Source organism: Camelimonas fluminis, assembly GCF_014656355.1.
Taxonomy (GTDB): domain Bacteria; phylum Pseudomonadota; class Alphaproteobacteria; order Rhizobiales; family Beijerinckiaceae; genus Camelimonas; species Camelimonas fluminis.
The window spans coordinates 1-12,318 of the sequence record NZ_BNCG01000055.1 but is presented as its reverse complement, the minus strand read 5'-3'; the positions used below and the strand labels follow the sequence as shown (position 1 = coordinate 12,318).

Below are 12,318 nucleotides of genomic sequence, written 5' to 3'. Positions count from 1 at the left end.
TGTGAGAACTACTTCGTTTCATGCGGATATGAGCCGGAATGATCGAAAAACGCTCTAAGGTTCCACAGACGGTTGCCAGATCGTTATCGTGACGAAGATACCGCAACAGTCATCCGCCTAATTGCAAGCATTTTCGTCGTTATGACGTCGCTTGTTCTCGGATTGATGATAAATTCGGCCAAAAATACGTTTGAGCTCGCGGATCGGAACGTGCACGCAATGGCGACGGAAACCATTCTTCTGGATAAAATGTTGCGGCGACTGGGGGATTTAGGGGACACAACCCGCCAGCAACTCATTGCCTATGCCAGATACGCGAAAGCTGCGTCAGGCTCCAAAAGCTCTGGCCTCGTTATAGGCGACGTCCATGCCGAAATGCTGCTTGATCGGGCCGGAGACGAGCTGCGAGCCATACGTCCTTCCAGTGGCGAGCAAATGGTCCTTTGGCAGGAGGCGATGGCGAAATTTCAGCGGATATTCGACCTGCGGTGGAAGCTCATTGAGCAGGCTGACGGCACCATCAAGCCAGCACTCCTTTTCATGGTTGTTGCGTGGTTGATCGTAATATTTGCTAGTGTCGGATTTCGCGCCCCGTTTAATATGATGGTTATGGGCGGGATATTCGTTTCGTCAATTCTGATGGCAACTACTATTTATCTGATAATAGACATGGACATCCCGTTTGGTGGCCCCATGAGCGTGTCCCGTGAGCCTGTCGATCGGGTCCTGTTGGCGCTGACCCGATAGACGGGTGCAAAGGGTCAGGCATGCGGGAGGGTTTCAAAGACAAAGCTGGCCCGAGCAGCCCTTTCCACGGTGATCGTCTTACCAACGCCCGCACGTGAGAATAGGCCAGAACGTCACATCGTCGGAATCGACGATGACCATCTGCATCCGTAGGGGTATCCAGCCGGCTTCAACAGTCCCGCTGACGCTAGCTTTACTCAGGCATGTGGAATGCGCTGGCCGTTCCGTTATTTCAGGAGCCTCGCGCCGCATAGCCGTTCGCGACAAGCCACCGCTACCGGGACCGCTATCAGCCTGACCTATGGAGACCGGCCGCAATGAATACCAAAACCCCTCAGTTCGATCCTTTCGAAATGTGGCGTCAGGCCATCAATAAATTTGAGACCGGCATCAACTCGATGACCAACAACAGCACGAACCCGGAGCAGTTCACGCGCGCTCTGCAGCAGTTCGGTCAGGTGTCGACCGGGGTGCAGAAGACCTTTGAGAAGTCGCTTGACGCCTATTTCAAGGCTATGCGGCTGCCGAGCCGCGGCGACGTGCTTGCACTCCAGGAGCGCCTGCAGAGCCTTGAGGAAAAGCTCGACGCTGCTTTGGGCAGCAACCGCAGTGAGGCGGCCGCCGGTTCTGATCGCGCTCGCAAACCCGCCGAGGCACCCGCTGCCAACGCCAGCAAGCCCAACTGAACTGAGATCGGTGTTGCAACACAGCACATGGGCTGGGGCCTGACGCTATACCGTCAGGCCCTGCTTGATTGCCAATTGTGGTACCGGGGGAAAGGCAGCAGGCGAAGCGAGTCTGGCAGGCATAGCCGACCATCGTCGTCCTCTGCATTGATTGACCCATCAGTGGTTCCGCGATAATTTACCGGAAGTCAGTGGTCGTAGACCGTTCGGAGCCGACTGCTGGGTGATTTGAGGACGACCGGGGCCCCTGCGCCAGACGCACGCCGCGATCCTGAAGTCGGCAAGCCAATTTGGCGAACCCGATCTTCACCCCTGGAAAGACTTGCCCTGAAGCCGGCCGGAAGGTCGGCTTTTTTGATTCCAGGATATGAAAGGCCAAGCGCCGTATGGATGTCCTCGACGCCATCAGCTCCATTCTCGTTCAGCAGGGCCGCTCCATCGGCACGATCATGCCTGACGTGGTGCTGGAGGAAATTCACCGGGACGACCTGATCATCACGGATCATCCGGTGGAGAAGGGTGCGGCGATCTCAGGCCACGCTTTCAAGCGCCCGGAAGAGGTCGAAATGCGCTGCGGCTGGAGCAACAGCACGGCTGGCTACGAGGGGTACGCGCAGGAGGTTTACCAGGAGCTCCTGTCGCTCCAGCAGAGCCGGGAGCCGTTCAGCATCTCCACCGGCAAGCGCAACTACGATGACATGCTGATCAGCTCGCTGGCGGTCACTACAGACGCATCAAGCGAGTACGCGCTGATGGTTGTGGCCCGCTGCCGGCGGGTGATCATCGTGGAGACGCAGACAACGAAGCTGGCGGCCCAGAAGGATCATGCCCAGCCGCAGAAAACCGCGCCTGCCGTCGAAACGGGGACGAAGCAGCCACAGGCGAAGCCGTCAGGCAGTATCCTCAGCGGTGGCGCTGGCGTGCTGGGATTCTTCGGGAAGTCAGGTTAGCCGCCATGCTATCCGCTACTTCCGGCCCACAGTTGGCCCCGTGACCTACGCGCTGACGGTTCGAGCGCTGCCTGGATTTACCACGGGCGTTCAGGACGCAGTCCGACAGGCATTGGCGGACTGGACCAACGCGCTGGCGATTGGCGCCAGCGTGTTTCTGACGCGCGCCTACGTCCCTGCAACCCTCCAGTCCGGCCGGTGCGACATTTGAAATCATGTCGATGACGATGGCGCGGGACGGCGATCCGCCAACCGCGGCCGACGTCGCGATCGCTTTCAATGAGGTGGCGTCGGGCGACGTGTCGAATGTCATCCTGACGGTGGTCTGAGATGGCGACGGTCGAAGATTACCTTGGCCTTATCACCGGCTTCCACCGCGGCCATGCTCCTGCCGCATCGTCGGTGACAGCCGGCGCTGGGAGCCGCGCAACGTCGGGATCTGGGTTTCAGGTGACGTAGCAGCAACCGGCCAGACCCGTACTGCCTCTCATGCCCCGCCGATCTGGCGGGGTTTTGTTTTGGCAATGTGTTCCGGATTGTGGGAGCAGCGAAAACCAGCCGCAAACCAAAACGTACCACCAAAGTGGCTTCAGGAGATATCTGCATGGAAAGGCGGGCCCGACTGGTACCGGAAGTGTCTCCGTCCCTGGATGCATGACCAGTGGTCGCGTAACCCTTTGAACCCCGCTCACAAAATGGCGGGTCCCGAGAACTGCGAAAAATCGTGTAAAATCAAGATTTTATGGCGGAGGGAGTGATCTGGCGCAAACTCGTCTCGCTATGAAATCTCCTGGTCCTCAGGGAAAATACAGGGATTTTTGCGCAATTCATGCAGAATCTGACCTGAAAATCGCCGCTTCATAGCTGATTTTACAGTGGTTTTTTGATTGGCCTTCCGACCGGGGAACAGGGAAGCAGCGGCGTCACATGGAGGGAAAACCATCGGTGCATGCGGTCGCGGACCGTAGCTATCGCACGTTGTTGCTCGCCACCTCGCGCTCGGTTAGCCAGTGTTGACTTCTCCCATTCGACCAAGGGGAGACAATGGAGTTGTGAACGGCGCCAAGTTCCTTTTCCACGCCTTTCGCAAAAAAATCCAACGAGATTGTCGCCGGCCTCCTCAAGGCCCTTCCGCCCCCGGTCAGTCCGTTCAACGTCAGCAATCAGTTCGGTTCCTGTTCGGGATCCTGGCCAAAATGCCGCCCCGGCTCCATGCGGTCGTGCAGCACCCGAATGATTTCTACCAGACCGGGTTCGTCGGCGCGGTAGAAAATCACATGCACCGGATCGCCGACGGGCCTTTCGCGGCTTGCCGCCCGGCTGTGGCGGATATGGAAGCTGCGGATGCCTGCGAGCAGTTCGGATCGCTGGACTGTAGATGGCCCCTGCGGATCTGTCGCGATGTGCCGCATTGCAGCGGTGAGGCAGGCCCGGTAGCGGATGCGCGCCTCGATCCCGTGACGGTCTTCGCTGGTCCGCAGGATCGCGGCAATATCGTCCTTCGCCGGATCGGAAAGCCGATAGCGCGCCATGCTGGATCAATGCGCGGCGGGCAGCGTGACGAGATTATCAAGCCAGGCGTCGAGGTTCGCATCATCGACATCCGTATGTTCGCCCCGATCGAGCGCCGCTGTGCCGGCCTTGATGGCCAAGCGAAGACGGTCAAGCGTCAGCGCCTCTTCGGCGCGCTTCTGCTGCAGGACGCGGATCGCGTCGCGGACCGCCTCGCTGGCGTTGCGATAGGCACCCGACTTAAGAGTGTCCTCGATATAGGCGTCCTGCTCAGGCGTAAGGCTGATGTTCCGGGTCGGCATGATGCACCTCCTCTGTTGGCGTGGATGATATCTGGTTTGGCAACAGTTGCCAATTTTGGGTCGCATCAAAACAGAGAAGATCACTCGCAATTCCGGCATTGAGACTGATCGCCCCTTCCGGATTGGACGACCATACCATGTGTGATGCTGTCGTGTTCCGGGTCGAGTGGATCGGCCTTGCCCCTGAGGAACTCGTCGAAGCCAAGGGTGCCGCCGATATCTTCAGGCGGAGCGCGGATCGGTGAGGTGTGCGATGACTGCTCAAAGACCCAAGAAACGACACGGATTTGCAGCCATGGACCCGGAGAAAGTCAAGGCGATCGCAAGCATGGGTGGGAAAAGCGTCCCAAAGAAATAGAGTGTTCTCGGTGGGCGCTGGCGGATGCTGCCGATCCATTTCGGGCATTGGCGCACAGTCTATGACTGGTTTCGGGAACTGGCGCGGCGCTTCCTGTTCCAGACGATCCACGACATCGAACTGATGCTGGATCGCGAGCGGGCCGGTCGCGAGGCGGCCCGACAGGCGCGGTGATCGACAGCCAGTCGATCAAGGCTCCGCAGGCTGCGACAAGGGGTTACGACGCAGGCAAGAAGATCGTCGGACGCAAGCGCCACTTCGCGGTCGACACTGACGGGCGCCTGCTGATGGTCAACCTGACGCCGGCCGACATCTCCGACAGTGCCGGCGCACTTGCCGTTCTCGACGCGATCCGCAAGCGCTGGCCCTGGGTGAAGCATCTCTTCGCCGACGCTGCCTGTGACCGCCTCAAGCTGATGGACAAGGCCGCGTATCTCGACTTTGTCGTCGAGATCATCCGCCGTCGTGACGGCGCCAACGGCTTCGAGGTCCTGCCCCGGCGCCGGGTCGTCGAGCGGACCTTCGGATGGATGATCCGCTGGCGACGCCTCGTGCGCGACTACGAGCCGCGCATCGACGTCTCAAAGGCCATGATCATCGTCGCAATGGGCGCAAACCTCATGCGGAGAAACGCCCACCCCTGAATTTCCAAACAGGCTCTAAACATCTAAACCGGCGAATGGCCTCTTTTTATTCCGGTGTTTACACATCAGCACGGCGGCGGGCTTGTTTCGCTCAGGGGGCTTCAGACGCTCCCGCCCACCGGCGCGCCTTTGTGCGCGAAGAGCGTTTCGAATCCGACGCCTGAGCTGTCGTCGGTGCAGATCACTGCTCCTGGTAGATAGTTGCTTTCCTGGCGGGCAAAGTGCAGGGCGGCGCTCCTGCTCACAAGAGTTCCGCCGATGAGATTGCGCGCGTCGCGGACCGTCCAGCGGCCCACGCTGTCGCGGTTGACAATAAAATGATTTACCGGTTGGGGAGGTTCTTTCAGTTGAACGACGATGCTCATATTGATTGATCCTGAATGTGGTCGGTAGCAAGGAACCGAAGGAGCGCCCCGCGCCCTGTCACATGGTCCATGACCTAACAAGAGCGACAGCTGAGACGGCTCCAATGATCAATATTCCCAACCTCAGCAGCATCCTGGTTTCGCTGTGCGATTGATCCGGCCCGGCTGTCATCCCGGCATCCGCTCCGGATTGGGTTTCGGGCAGCCTGTTTTGACGCAGCATCGCGGACAAATGGAAAATGCGGGGATACATCAACTAACATCCTCCTCAGATACGGCGCGTCTCCGGCGTGTCCTGCCATGAGGTATGCATCCGATATTTCAATCTTCCGGTACGGTTGATCGGAAATCCATTCATAGTAAGTACTATTATTATAGTATTTGAGTATAATATTGCGATATTCTGGCGTGAATTGCATGTTGGTCGTCTTGTCATACCGGATCGCGAAGATGCGGGTCCATCGCGACCTGTAAAGCTCAATCGGCACTCGAGCTTTACCTCTATGAGTGAGGCTTGGCGTCAGGCGGAGCGCCAGCAGACTGACGTCGCGTCTCCCATGGACAGGCGGACCGTCGGCATGGTGAGGGTGGCGATGGCCTCCCGGATCCTCAATGCCGTGTCGTCGGTCACCTCGACTAACGGCAAACGCACAGATGGGGCGTACCCTCGCGTGCAGTGAAGCGCGTATTTGACCGGCCCCGGGTTGGTCTCAAGCTCGAGTGCTTTCTGAAGGGGAAGCAGCAGGGCCTGAATGCGCCGTGCTTCGACGGGCTCATTTTGCTGGAGCGCGAAGATCATCGCAGCGCACAAGCGCGGCGTTAAATTGGAAATGACGGAAATCGCGCCATCGCCACCCACTGCCATGAACTCCGGCGTCGAACGGTCGTGCCCTGAGAGCAGGGTAAAGCGGTCGCCCAGCCGCGAAACCGTCTCCCGAGCCTTCGCCAGATCTCCGGTTGCGTCCTTGATCCCGACGATGCCTGGAGACTCTGCCAGCCGCTCCAGCGTGTCGACGCTGATATCCAACCCTGTTCGCGCTGGCACGTTGTACAGAATGATGGGCAGCTCAGTGGAGCGGCTGACGCAATCAAAATGCCGGAACAAGCCCTCCTGACCCGGTCGGTTGTAGTAGGGCGTCACGACCAGCGCGCCATCTGCGCCCAGACGGGCAGCCTCGCGTGTCATTTCAATCGTGCGGCGGGTGTCGTTTGTGCCAGATCCGGCGATCACTGGCGCGCGACCTCGCGATACATCGACACACAAGCGGATTACGTCAGCCCATTCCGAAGCGGAAAGAGTCGGGGATTCCGCAGTCGTGCCACAGGCGACGAGCCCCTGTACGCCCTGACCGATCTGCCAATCGACAAGCTCCGCCAGGGCTTCGAAATCAATCTGGTCTCCCCGAAAAGGCGTGACGAGAGCAGTGATCAGGCCGCCAAATATGGGAGGTTCGCTTTTTCGTTTCATGGTTCATCCTCCTTCTGACGCTGCGTCAGCAATGCTGTTTTGCGCACACACCAGTTGTTGTTGTGTAAGGAAAGTCTGGTGGATTGAATTTGAAGATCGAGCTCTGCTGGCATGCGCCGCGCCATCAAATGGCAACTTCATTAAATCCATCCGAATCATGATCTTGCCCGGGGTTTTCATGATTCTGGGATTTGCCGGAGGCTGGTTTCAGGCTGGCTTCGATGTCGCCATTAAAGCATCGGGACGCAGCAGGGCTGCAGGCCCGGCTCATCCCGGGCCCATGGTCGGGAAAACGGCGACCACGCTTCGTGAACAGAAGCGTTTGAACCGGATAGATAATTCGGCAGGTTAAAGAGGTCGATCATTTTCGGCAGGCTGGATTTCAGTGGGATGATCTAAAAAAGAACACCTGCTTCGATCATCCCGCGCGCCTGGTCACGCCTGTCGAAGTTGCGGCCAAAGCCGTAACCGTCCTCCATGCCATCGATGCGGGTGTAGGAGGCCTCAGCCCGGGCGAAGAACACGCCATGCTGGTAGGTTGGCGTGATGGTCAGCGACCATGCACGGCTACCCGGGCCATATAGCAGGTTCGTCGGGGCGCATTCCGGCCTTATCCCACAGTCAGCGCCCCATGACGTGATGTATTCAGCACGTCCTGCGAGGGAGAATGTGTCAGTGAAGGTGTAGCGGGCGAGCAGCGCGGCACCGAAGGTTTCCGCGGTTCGTGACACTCCGATGGCCCGATTGGCGCTGACCCGCGTGTACTGCAGGTAGGGCGAAACGGTGAGCGGGCCGCTGCTGTAGGCGTAGATGAGATTGAAAATGCTGCTGTTGTTCTGGGCGAGTGGCGTAGCGAGGGATGTCCTTGCTGTTTCGCCGAGGTTCCCGGCCGCGACCACCGAAATGGTATGGGCCGGTGAAATGGTCCATGATGCCAGCGCTGAGATCCAGTTCAGTTTTCCCGAGTAAAAACCGTCGTTCAGCGAGATGGATGCAGAGAAACTGCCCTTGGTGTAGTTGGCTTGAACCCCGCGGCTGATTGCAGGCTCCTGGTTCCATAACAGGCCGCGCGCAATATTCATATTCTGGAAGGTAAAAGTTGACTCTGCGCCAATTAAGGTCTGCAGCAGGCCGGCCTGGATCGACAGCTCAGGTGTCGCTTGCAACTTGCCGTAAGCTATGGGAACAGGGCCATAGAGCTTGTCCGTAGCGTCCACCGCACGCATGTAGGACGCGCCGAGCGATGGCAACGCATACAAGCCGCCCTGCACATAGAACTGGATCGGTGTTCCTGTTGTTTGCACCTGAATCTGCGCATTGCTTATGTCAGCTAACGAGCCTGTGTTCGTCGGGCGACTATACGGGATCGCGTTGGTCTGCCGGAAAGCCAGTCCCGTCAGTTGACCTGAAATGTGAAACTGGCCAAGGCCCCCGGCATCAAGGGTGAAGGGATTGTCATTGGCTTTCAGAAGGCCGCCGAAGGCCGGGGTTTGCAGGGGCTCGGCCATGGCAGGCGCTCCGACAAATATGGTGCATGCTGTCCCGGTAATGAGCGCTCGGGCGCCTGAGGAAATGGCGTTGCTCCGGGCTGCATTGTTCCAATACATGAAACTCGTTCCTTGTATGCCGCGGGCGGCGGAACCGGCATTGGATGCGCGCTCTGCCAGCTGTGCATTCTGAGGGGGAAATCGGGTTGCGGCAGCTGACAGGGCCGCCCCTTTGCAAGAGGCGATGTCGGCGCGTCCGTCCGCGGATTCGGATCTTGTCCCCGTGTGGATGAGCCTGCCGACGCCCCTTAAGCGTCAGGCTCGGACCCGGAAAAACTATGCGGGTATACATTGGAAAGCGATACGCTTTCTTTGTTGGATACATAGTTCTTGTATAAAAAAATAGGAATAATTTATTTAAACATCCATATATGCGTGATATTTGATTGACAAAGCTGCTCAGTCCGCCTGTCTCTTGCCCGCGGAGGCATGACATGCGCAAGTTCGGCACACATCAGGAACAGTTACGTGATCTGGGGCAACTGCTGGCGAGATGCCGACGCAACGGTGTGGTGGCGGCGGCGTCTACTGCAAGCTTCATGACCGAAACAGAAGCCTGGGATGTCCAATCGATGGCCACAGCCTGCTATGGCGGAGAGCCAGTGGGGTACGCCGTTGTTGGCTGGCCGGTCTCAGCCCAGCAGCGGCTTGGCCTCAATGGTCCGATCCATAGCGTAATTCCTCATGACGGCGGGCAGCCTGCATCCGGCGAAACTTTCCGCCTGCCGCAGGGCGTCATCGGAGCCCAATGCGAACTGGTGTTCACCATCGGTTATCCGGTGACGGGCAGGGCGGATGGCCTTGTTTCCCATGACAGCGTTCGCCAGGCCATTATAGCGTGCCGTCCGGCTATCGGGATTCTTGGTCGGCGCGTCAGCATGACCGGTGACACGCATCTTGCCGCGATCGCTGATTTCGCCTTGCACGTCGCGACGATTTCCGGTGAACCCGCCGACAGACACACTCTGTCGCGCCTTGATCTGGCCTGGGTCCGGGCACGGCTCGATGGCAATGATGTGCTGCGCGCATGTGGTTTGCCCTACGACCCTGTCGCGCCAGTGACATGGCTCGCGAATACCCTGCTACGCATGGGGCAGTGCCTGGACGCGGGAGATATAGTTGCATGCGGAGCGCTCGCACCAATTCTGCAGGTGCTTCCGGAGCAGACGCTTTCGTTCGACGTGGCCGGCTTCGGAAATTGCAGATGCTCGTTTCTGTAGCGCATTCTACCTGTGAGGGCCGCAAATGGGGTGTGAATTTCACCCCTCTACAGGCGCAAATTGGCGGGAGCCTACCGCACCGTCTTGATACTGCCGGCGGCGTGATCCTGGCTGGCCGTGTCAACCGGGCCAAGGTGACGACGGACCGGAACTTGGGGAACCGCACCAGCCTCGGCGTACGGTCGAACATTGTCGCTTGCGCCACCCGCGAAATCCGCCTTTCCGTTTTGTGATTCGTTATGTCGGGAATGGGGTGGGACGTCACCGGTCTGATTAGAGGTGCAATGGCTCAAGAACCCGCCGTCACCAATCCCGTCCTGGAATAGTTGACGGGGTGGCGAGAGATCTGCTTCGCGATCTCACTTGGTACATCAATTCTTCACGTTCAGAATGCCGCTGTTGCCGATCGGACATCGTACCGAGTTTGTTTTCGCTATGGATGCTGCGATAGTGCCAGGTGCATACCAAATCCGATGAGCAACAAGGCAAAGGTCCAGCGCTGAACAACCTCGACAAGCGGATGCCGGGCGAGCCATGGACTGAGTAGCATGCCCGCGCTGGCGTAACCGAGGTCGAATAAGAGGCCAATGCCAACGAGGATTGCTCCCAAGGCCAGGAATTGTCTCGGCACGCTACCCTGATCGGGCCGTATGAATTGCGGCAGCAGCACCGAGCAGAATAACAGCGCCTTGGGATTGAGAAGATTGGTAAGAAAGCCACGGCGTGCGGCGGCAGACCGGGATCGGATATCATCTCTCGCCAGTATCGGCTCCCCAGCAGGCGAGAGTGAGCGCATGCGAAGGATCCCGACGCCGAGCCAGATGAGATAGGCAGCGCCCGCGACACGCACGATCTCGAACGCCCAGGGCACCGTCCGCAGAAGTGCTGCCAGTCCAATCGCGGCAAGGAACACATGAACGGCGCGGGCAAGGCCAAGGCCGATCGCAACAGCAAATGCCTGCGCGCGGCCCCCAAATGTCACTGTTTGCAGGATCAGCACCATATCCGCCCCCGGAACAAGATAGACGACTGCAAGCGCGCCAATGAATACCCACAGGTCACCCAATTCCTGCATACATACTCCTCACTTTTCGGCTCGAAACTAGCGCTAGAGCTGGCGGCATGTCCCTGCGGATTGCGCTATGGATTGATGGGTCGTTAGCGTATCGTGCCAATAACGACTCTCAAATGCATGAAAGGATGCCAATATTAATGCTCGACGCTATTGACCGCCGTATTCTCAGTGCCTTGCAGCGGGATGCGCGCCTGACCAATGTGCAACTGGCGGAGGAGGTCGGCCTTTCGCCGTCACCGTGCCTGCGCCGGGTGCGGATTCTGGAGAAGTCCGGCGTTATCAACGGCTATCATGCCACCTTGGATCGTGGCGAGCTGGGCCTTGGTCTGACTGTTTTCGTGGGGGTCAAGGTCGAGCGTCATCAGGACGCGCCGGCCAAAGCGTTCAGGGAAGCTGTACAAGCGCTGCCCGAAGTCATCTCTTGCCATCTGGTCTCAGGAGAGTCTGATTTCCTGTTGCAGGTCGTGGTTCCCGATCTCGCTGGCTATGAACGTCTCCTGCTTGGAACCCTGCTAAAGCTGCCCGGTGTCAGCGATATTCGCAGTAACTTCGCAATCCAGACCGTGAAAGCACAAGCGCCGCTCCCCTTGGATCACTTGCCAAGCAAACCCACGTCACCAACTGGAAATAGCGCCCGGCACAGGCCATGATAGATGCCGTTACCGCCTACCTGCGCTTGGCTGTTCTAGGTTCGGCAGGCTAATTTGAAATGATCGAGATGGGGTTGGTAGCCGGACGGCTGCTATACGTGTTCGACGCCCAGAAGCAGGCCGTCCGTAACCGGCCCCCGAAGTGACGTTTGCAGAACGCCCTTTCATGTCGGCCCGACACAGGCAGTAGTCCGCACCTCTTTCGCGGCATACGAATATTCATGCTCGGCGACGCGGAGGCATGGCGCACCGCGTCATAGGCGACTTGCCAGCACAGGATGCTCCAACTGCTGCGCGGCCACCTGTCGGCTGAAGATTGATCCCGTCAGGTAGCCGCCAGGTTGAGATGAATGGTATGGTGCTCACTCATCTGGTCTTTCTCCCAGAGGTTGGAAGCGTGCGGGTCGGCGCTCGATAAAACTAAGCGCGCCTTCGCGCGCGTCCGGATGCGCCAACGCCTTCTGCATCAATCGGTCGGACGCGACAGAGGCAGCAAGAAAATCTTGCTCCCAATGCGCGTAAACTTGGCGTTTGATGGTGGCGATCGCACTGGGCGAAACCGTCGCCGCCATGTCGTCAACGTACGCGGCGATTGCAGGGATAAGTTCGCCTGCGGGAGCAATGCGGTCAGCGAGCCCGATGCGTAGTGCTTCCTGCGCGTCGACTTTCCGCGAGCTCCACAGAAGATCAAGTGCACGACTGGTGCCAAGCTGGCGGGGCAGCAGCCAGCTCATGCTGTCCGCCGTCAGCGCCAATGGCACAGATTTGAGGTTGTGATTTAAGGAGGATCTGGG

Annotated in this window: 13 protein-coding genes and 1 pseudogene; 7 read left to right on the top strand and 7 right to left on the bottom strand. The window is 58.7% G+C overall.

All coding sequences use genetic code 11. The features are described from left to right. Nucleotides 1-72: 72 nt before the first annotated feature. From IE243_RS20940 to IE243_RS20930, 3 genes are all read left to right on the top strand, one after another. Complete coding sequence (locus IE243_RS20940; RefSeq protein ID WP_210319935.1) at nt 73-747, top strand: bestrophin-like domain; 675 nt, start codon at nt 73-75, stop codon at nt 745-747. A gap of 317 nt (nt 748-1,064) precedes the next feature. Then, on the top strand, nt 1,065-1,433 hold the full coding sequence (locus IE243_RS20935; RefSeq protein ID WP_191321254.1) for a hypothetical protein: 369 nt from the start codon (nt 1,065-1,067) through the stop codon (nt 1,431-1,433). Nucleotides 1,434-1,819: 386 nt separating this feature from the next. After that, nucleotides 1,820-2,383 carry a phage baseplate protein gene (locus IE243_RS20930; protein WP_191321253.1) on the top strand — a complete coding sequence of 188 codons (564 nt, stop codon included), beginning with the start codon at nt 1,820-1,822 and terminating at the stop codon, nt 2,381-2,383. A 1,163-nt stretch (nt 2,384-3,546) separates the two neighbouring features. On the opposite strand, the gene IE243_RS20925 is transcribed toward IE243_RS20930, so the two are convergent. Both IE243_RS20925 and IE243_RS20920 read right to left on the bottom strand, forming a co-directional pair. Next, nucleotides 3,547-3,915: a type II toxin-antitoxin system RelE/ParE family toxin gene (locus tag IE243_RS20925; protein WP_191321252.1), complete on the bottom strand. Its 369-nt coding sequence runs from the start codon at nt 3,913-3,915 to the stop codon at nt 3,547-3,549. Between the two features lie 6 nt (nt 3,916-3,921). Further along, on the bottom strand, nt 3,922-4,197 hold the full coding sequence (locus IE243_RS20920) for a type II toxin-antitoxin system ParD family antitoxin (RefSeq protein WP_191321251.1): 276 nt from the start codon (nt 4,195-4,197) through the stop codon (nt 3,922-3,924). Between the two features lie 253 nt (nt 4,198-4,450). Here IE243_RS20920 and IE243_RS24035 point away from each other — a divergent pair, with 253 nt between their 5' ends. Then, entirely contained in the window at nt 4,451-4,555 is a 105-nt protein-coding gene (locus IE243_RS24035; protein ID WP_191321250.1) for a KGG domain-containing protein, read from the top strand. Between the two features lie 9 nt (nt 4,556-4,564). After that, nucleotides 4,565-5,199 (top strand): annotated as a pseudogene (locus tag IE243_RS20910) (IS5 family transposase); the annotation flags it as partial. A gap of 101 nt (nt 5,200-5,300) precedes the next feature. On the opposite strand, the gene IE243_RS20905 reads toward IE243_RS20910, so the two are convergent. The 3 genes from IE243_RS20905 to IE243_RS20895 form a co-directional block, all read right to left on the bottom strand. Continuing rightward, nucleotides 5,301-5,564 carry a hypothetical protein gene (locus IE243_RS20905; RefSeq protein WP_244643295.1) on the bottom strand — a complete coding sequence of 88 codons (264 nt, stop codon included), beginning with the start codon at nt 5,562-5,564 and terminating at the stop codon, nt 5,301-5,303. Between the two features lie 520 nt (nt 5,565-6,084). Beyond that, nucleotides 6,085-7,032 (bottom strand): 4-hydroxy-tetrahydrodipicolinate synthase, encoded by a 948-nt coding sequence (gene dapA / locus IE243_RS20900; RefSeq protein ID WP_191321249.1) that lies wholly within the window; start codon nt 7,030-7,032, stop codon nt 6,085-6,087. Nucleotides 7,033-7,427: 395 nt separating this feature from the next. Next, nucleotides 7,428-8,540 (bottom strand): outer membrane beta-barrel protein, encoded by a 1,113-nt coding sequence (locus IE243_RS20895; RefSeq protein ID WP_244643294.1) that lies wholly within the window; start codon nt 8,538-8,540, stop codon nt 7,428-7,430. A 473-nt stretch (nt 8,541-9,013) separates the two neighbouring features. On the opposite strand from IE243_RS20895, the gene IE243_RS20890 reads away from it, so the two are divergent. Further along, complete coding sequence (locus tag IE243_RS20890) at nt 9,014-9,799, top strand: 2-keto-4-pentenoate hydratase (protein ID WP_191321247.1); 786 nt, start codon at nt 9,014-9,016, stop codon at nt 9,797-9,799. Nucleotides 9,800-10,232: 433 nt separating this feature from the next. Here the strand turns inward: IE243_RS20890 and IE243_RS20885 are convergent, their stop codons facing one another. Beyond that, complete coding sequence (locus IE243_RS20885) at nt 10,233-10,874, bottom strand: LysE family translocator (protein WP_244643293.1); 642 nt, start codon at nt 10,872-10,874, stop codon at nt 10,233-10,235. Nucleotides 10,875-10,999: 125 nt separating this feature from the next. On the opposite strand from IE243_RS20885, the gene IE243_RS20880 reads away from it, so the two are divergent. Next, nucleotides 11,000-11,524, top strand: coding sequence for an Lrp/AsnC family transcriptional regulator (locus tag IE243_RS20880; RefSeq protein ID WP_191321256.1), 525 nt, complete (start codon nt 11,000-11,002; stop codon nt 11,522-11,524). 362 nt (nt 11,525-11,886) lie between these two features. Here the strand turns inward: IE243_RS20880 and IE243_RS20875 are convergent. Next, nucleotides 11,887-12,318 (bottom strand): enoyl-CoA hydratase-related protein (locus IE243_RS20875; RefSeq protein ID WP_244643292.1); only part of this gene is annotated, 432 nt, incomplete at its 5' end.

Bases quoted from the DNA above. Each gene is read 5' to 3' on its own strand.
- IE243_RS20935 (WP_191321254.1), top strand. From the start codon at position 1,065: ATGAATACCAAAACCCCTCAGTTCGATCCTTTCGAAATGTGGCGTCAG.
- IE243_RS20930 (WP_191321253.1), top strand. From the start codon at position 1,820: ATGGATGTCCTCGACGCCATCAGCTCCATTCTCGTTCAGCAGGGCCGC.
- IE243_RS20925 (WP_191321252.1), bottom strand. From the start codon at position 3,915: ATGGCGCGCTATCGGCTTTCCGATCCGGCGAAGGACGATATTGCCGCG.
- IE243_RS20920 (WP_191321251.1), bottom strand. From the start codon at position 4,197: ATGCCGACCCGGAACATCAGCCTTACGCCTGAGCAGGACGCCTATATC.
- IE243_RS24035 (WP_191321250.1), top strand. From the start codon at position 4,451: ATGACTGCTCAAAGACCCAAGAAACGACACGGATTTGCAGCCATGGAC.
- IE243_RS20905 (WP_244643295.1), bottom strand. From the start codon at position 5,564: ATGAGCATCGTCGTTCAACTGAAAGAACCTCCCCAACCGGTAAATCAT.
- dapA (WP_191321249.1), bottom strand. From the start codon at position 7,032: ATGAAACGAAAAAGCGAACCTCCCATATTTGGCGGCCTGATCACTGCT.
- IE243_RS20895 (WP_244643294.1), bottom strand. From the start codon at position 8,540: ATGGCCGAGCCCCTGCAAACCCCGGCCTTCGGCGGCCTTCTGAAAGCC.
- IE243_RS20890 (WP_191321247.1), top strand. From the start codon at position 9,014: ATGCGCAAGTTCGGCACACATCAGGAACAGTTACGTGATCTGGGGCAA.
- IE243_RS20885 (WP_244643293.1), bottom strand. From the start codon at position 10,874: ATGCAGGAATTGGGTGACCTGTGGGTATTCATTGGCGCGCTTGCAGTC.
- IE243_RS20880 (WP_191321256.1), top strand. From the start codon at position 11,000: ATGCCAATATTAATGCTCGACGCTATTGACCGCCGTATTCTCAGTGCC.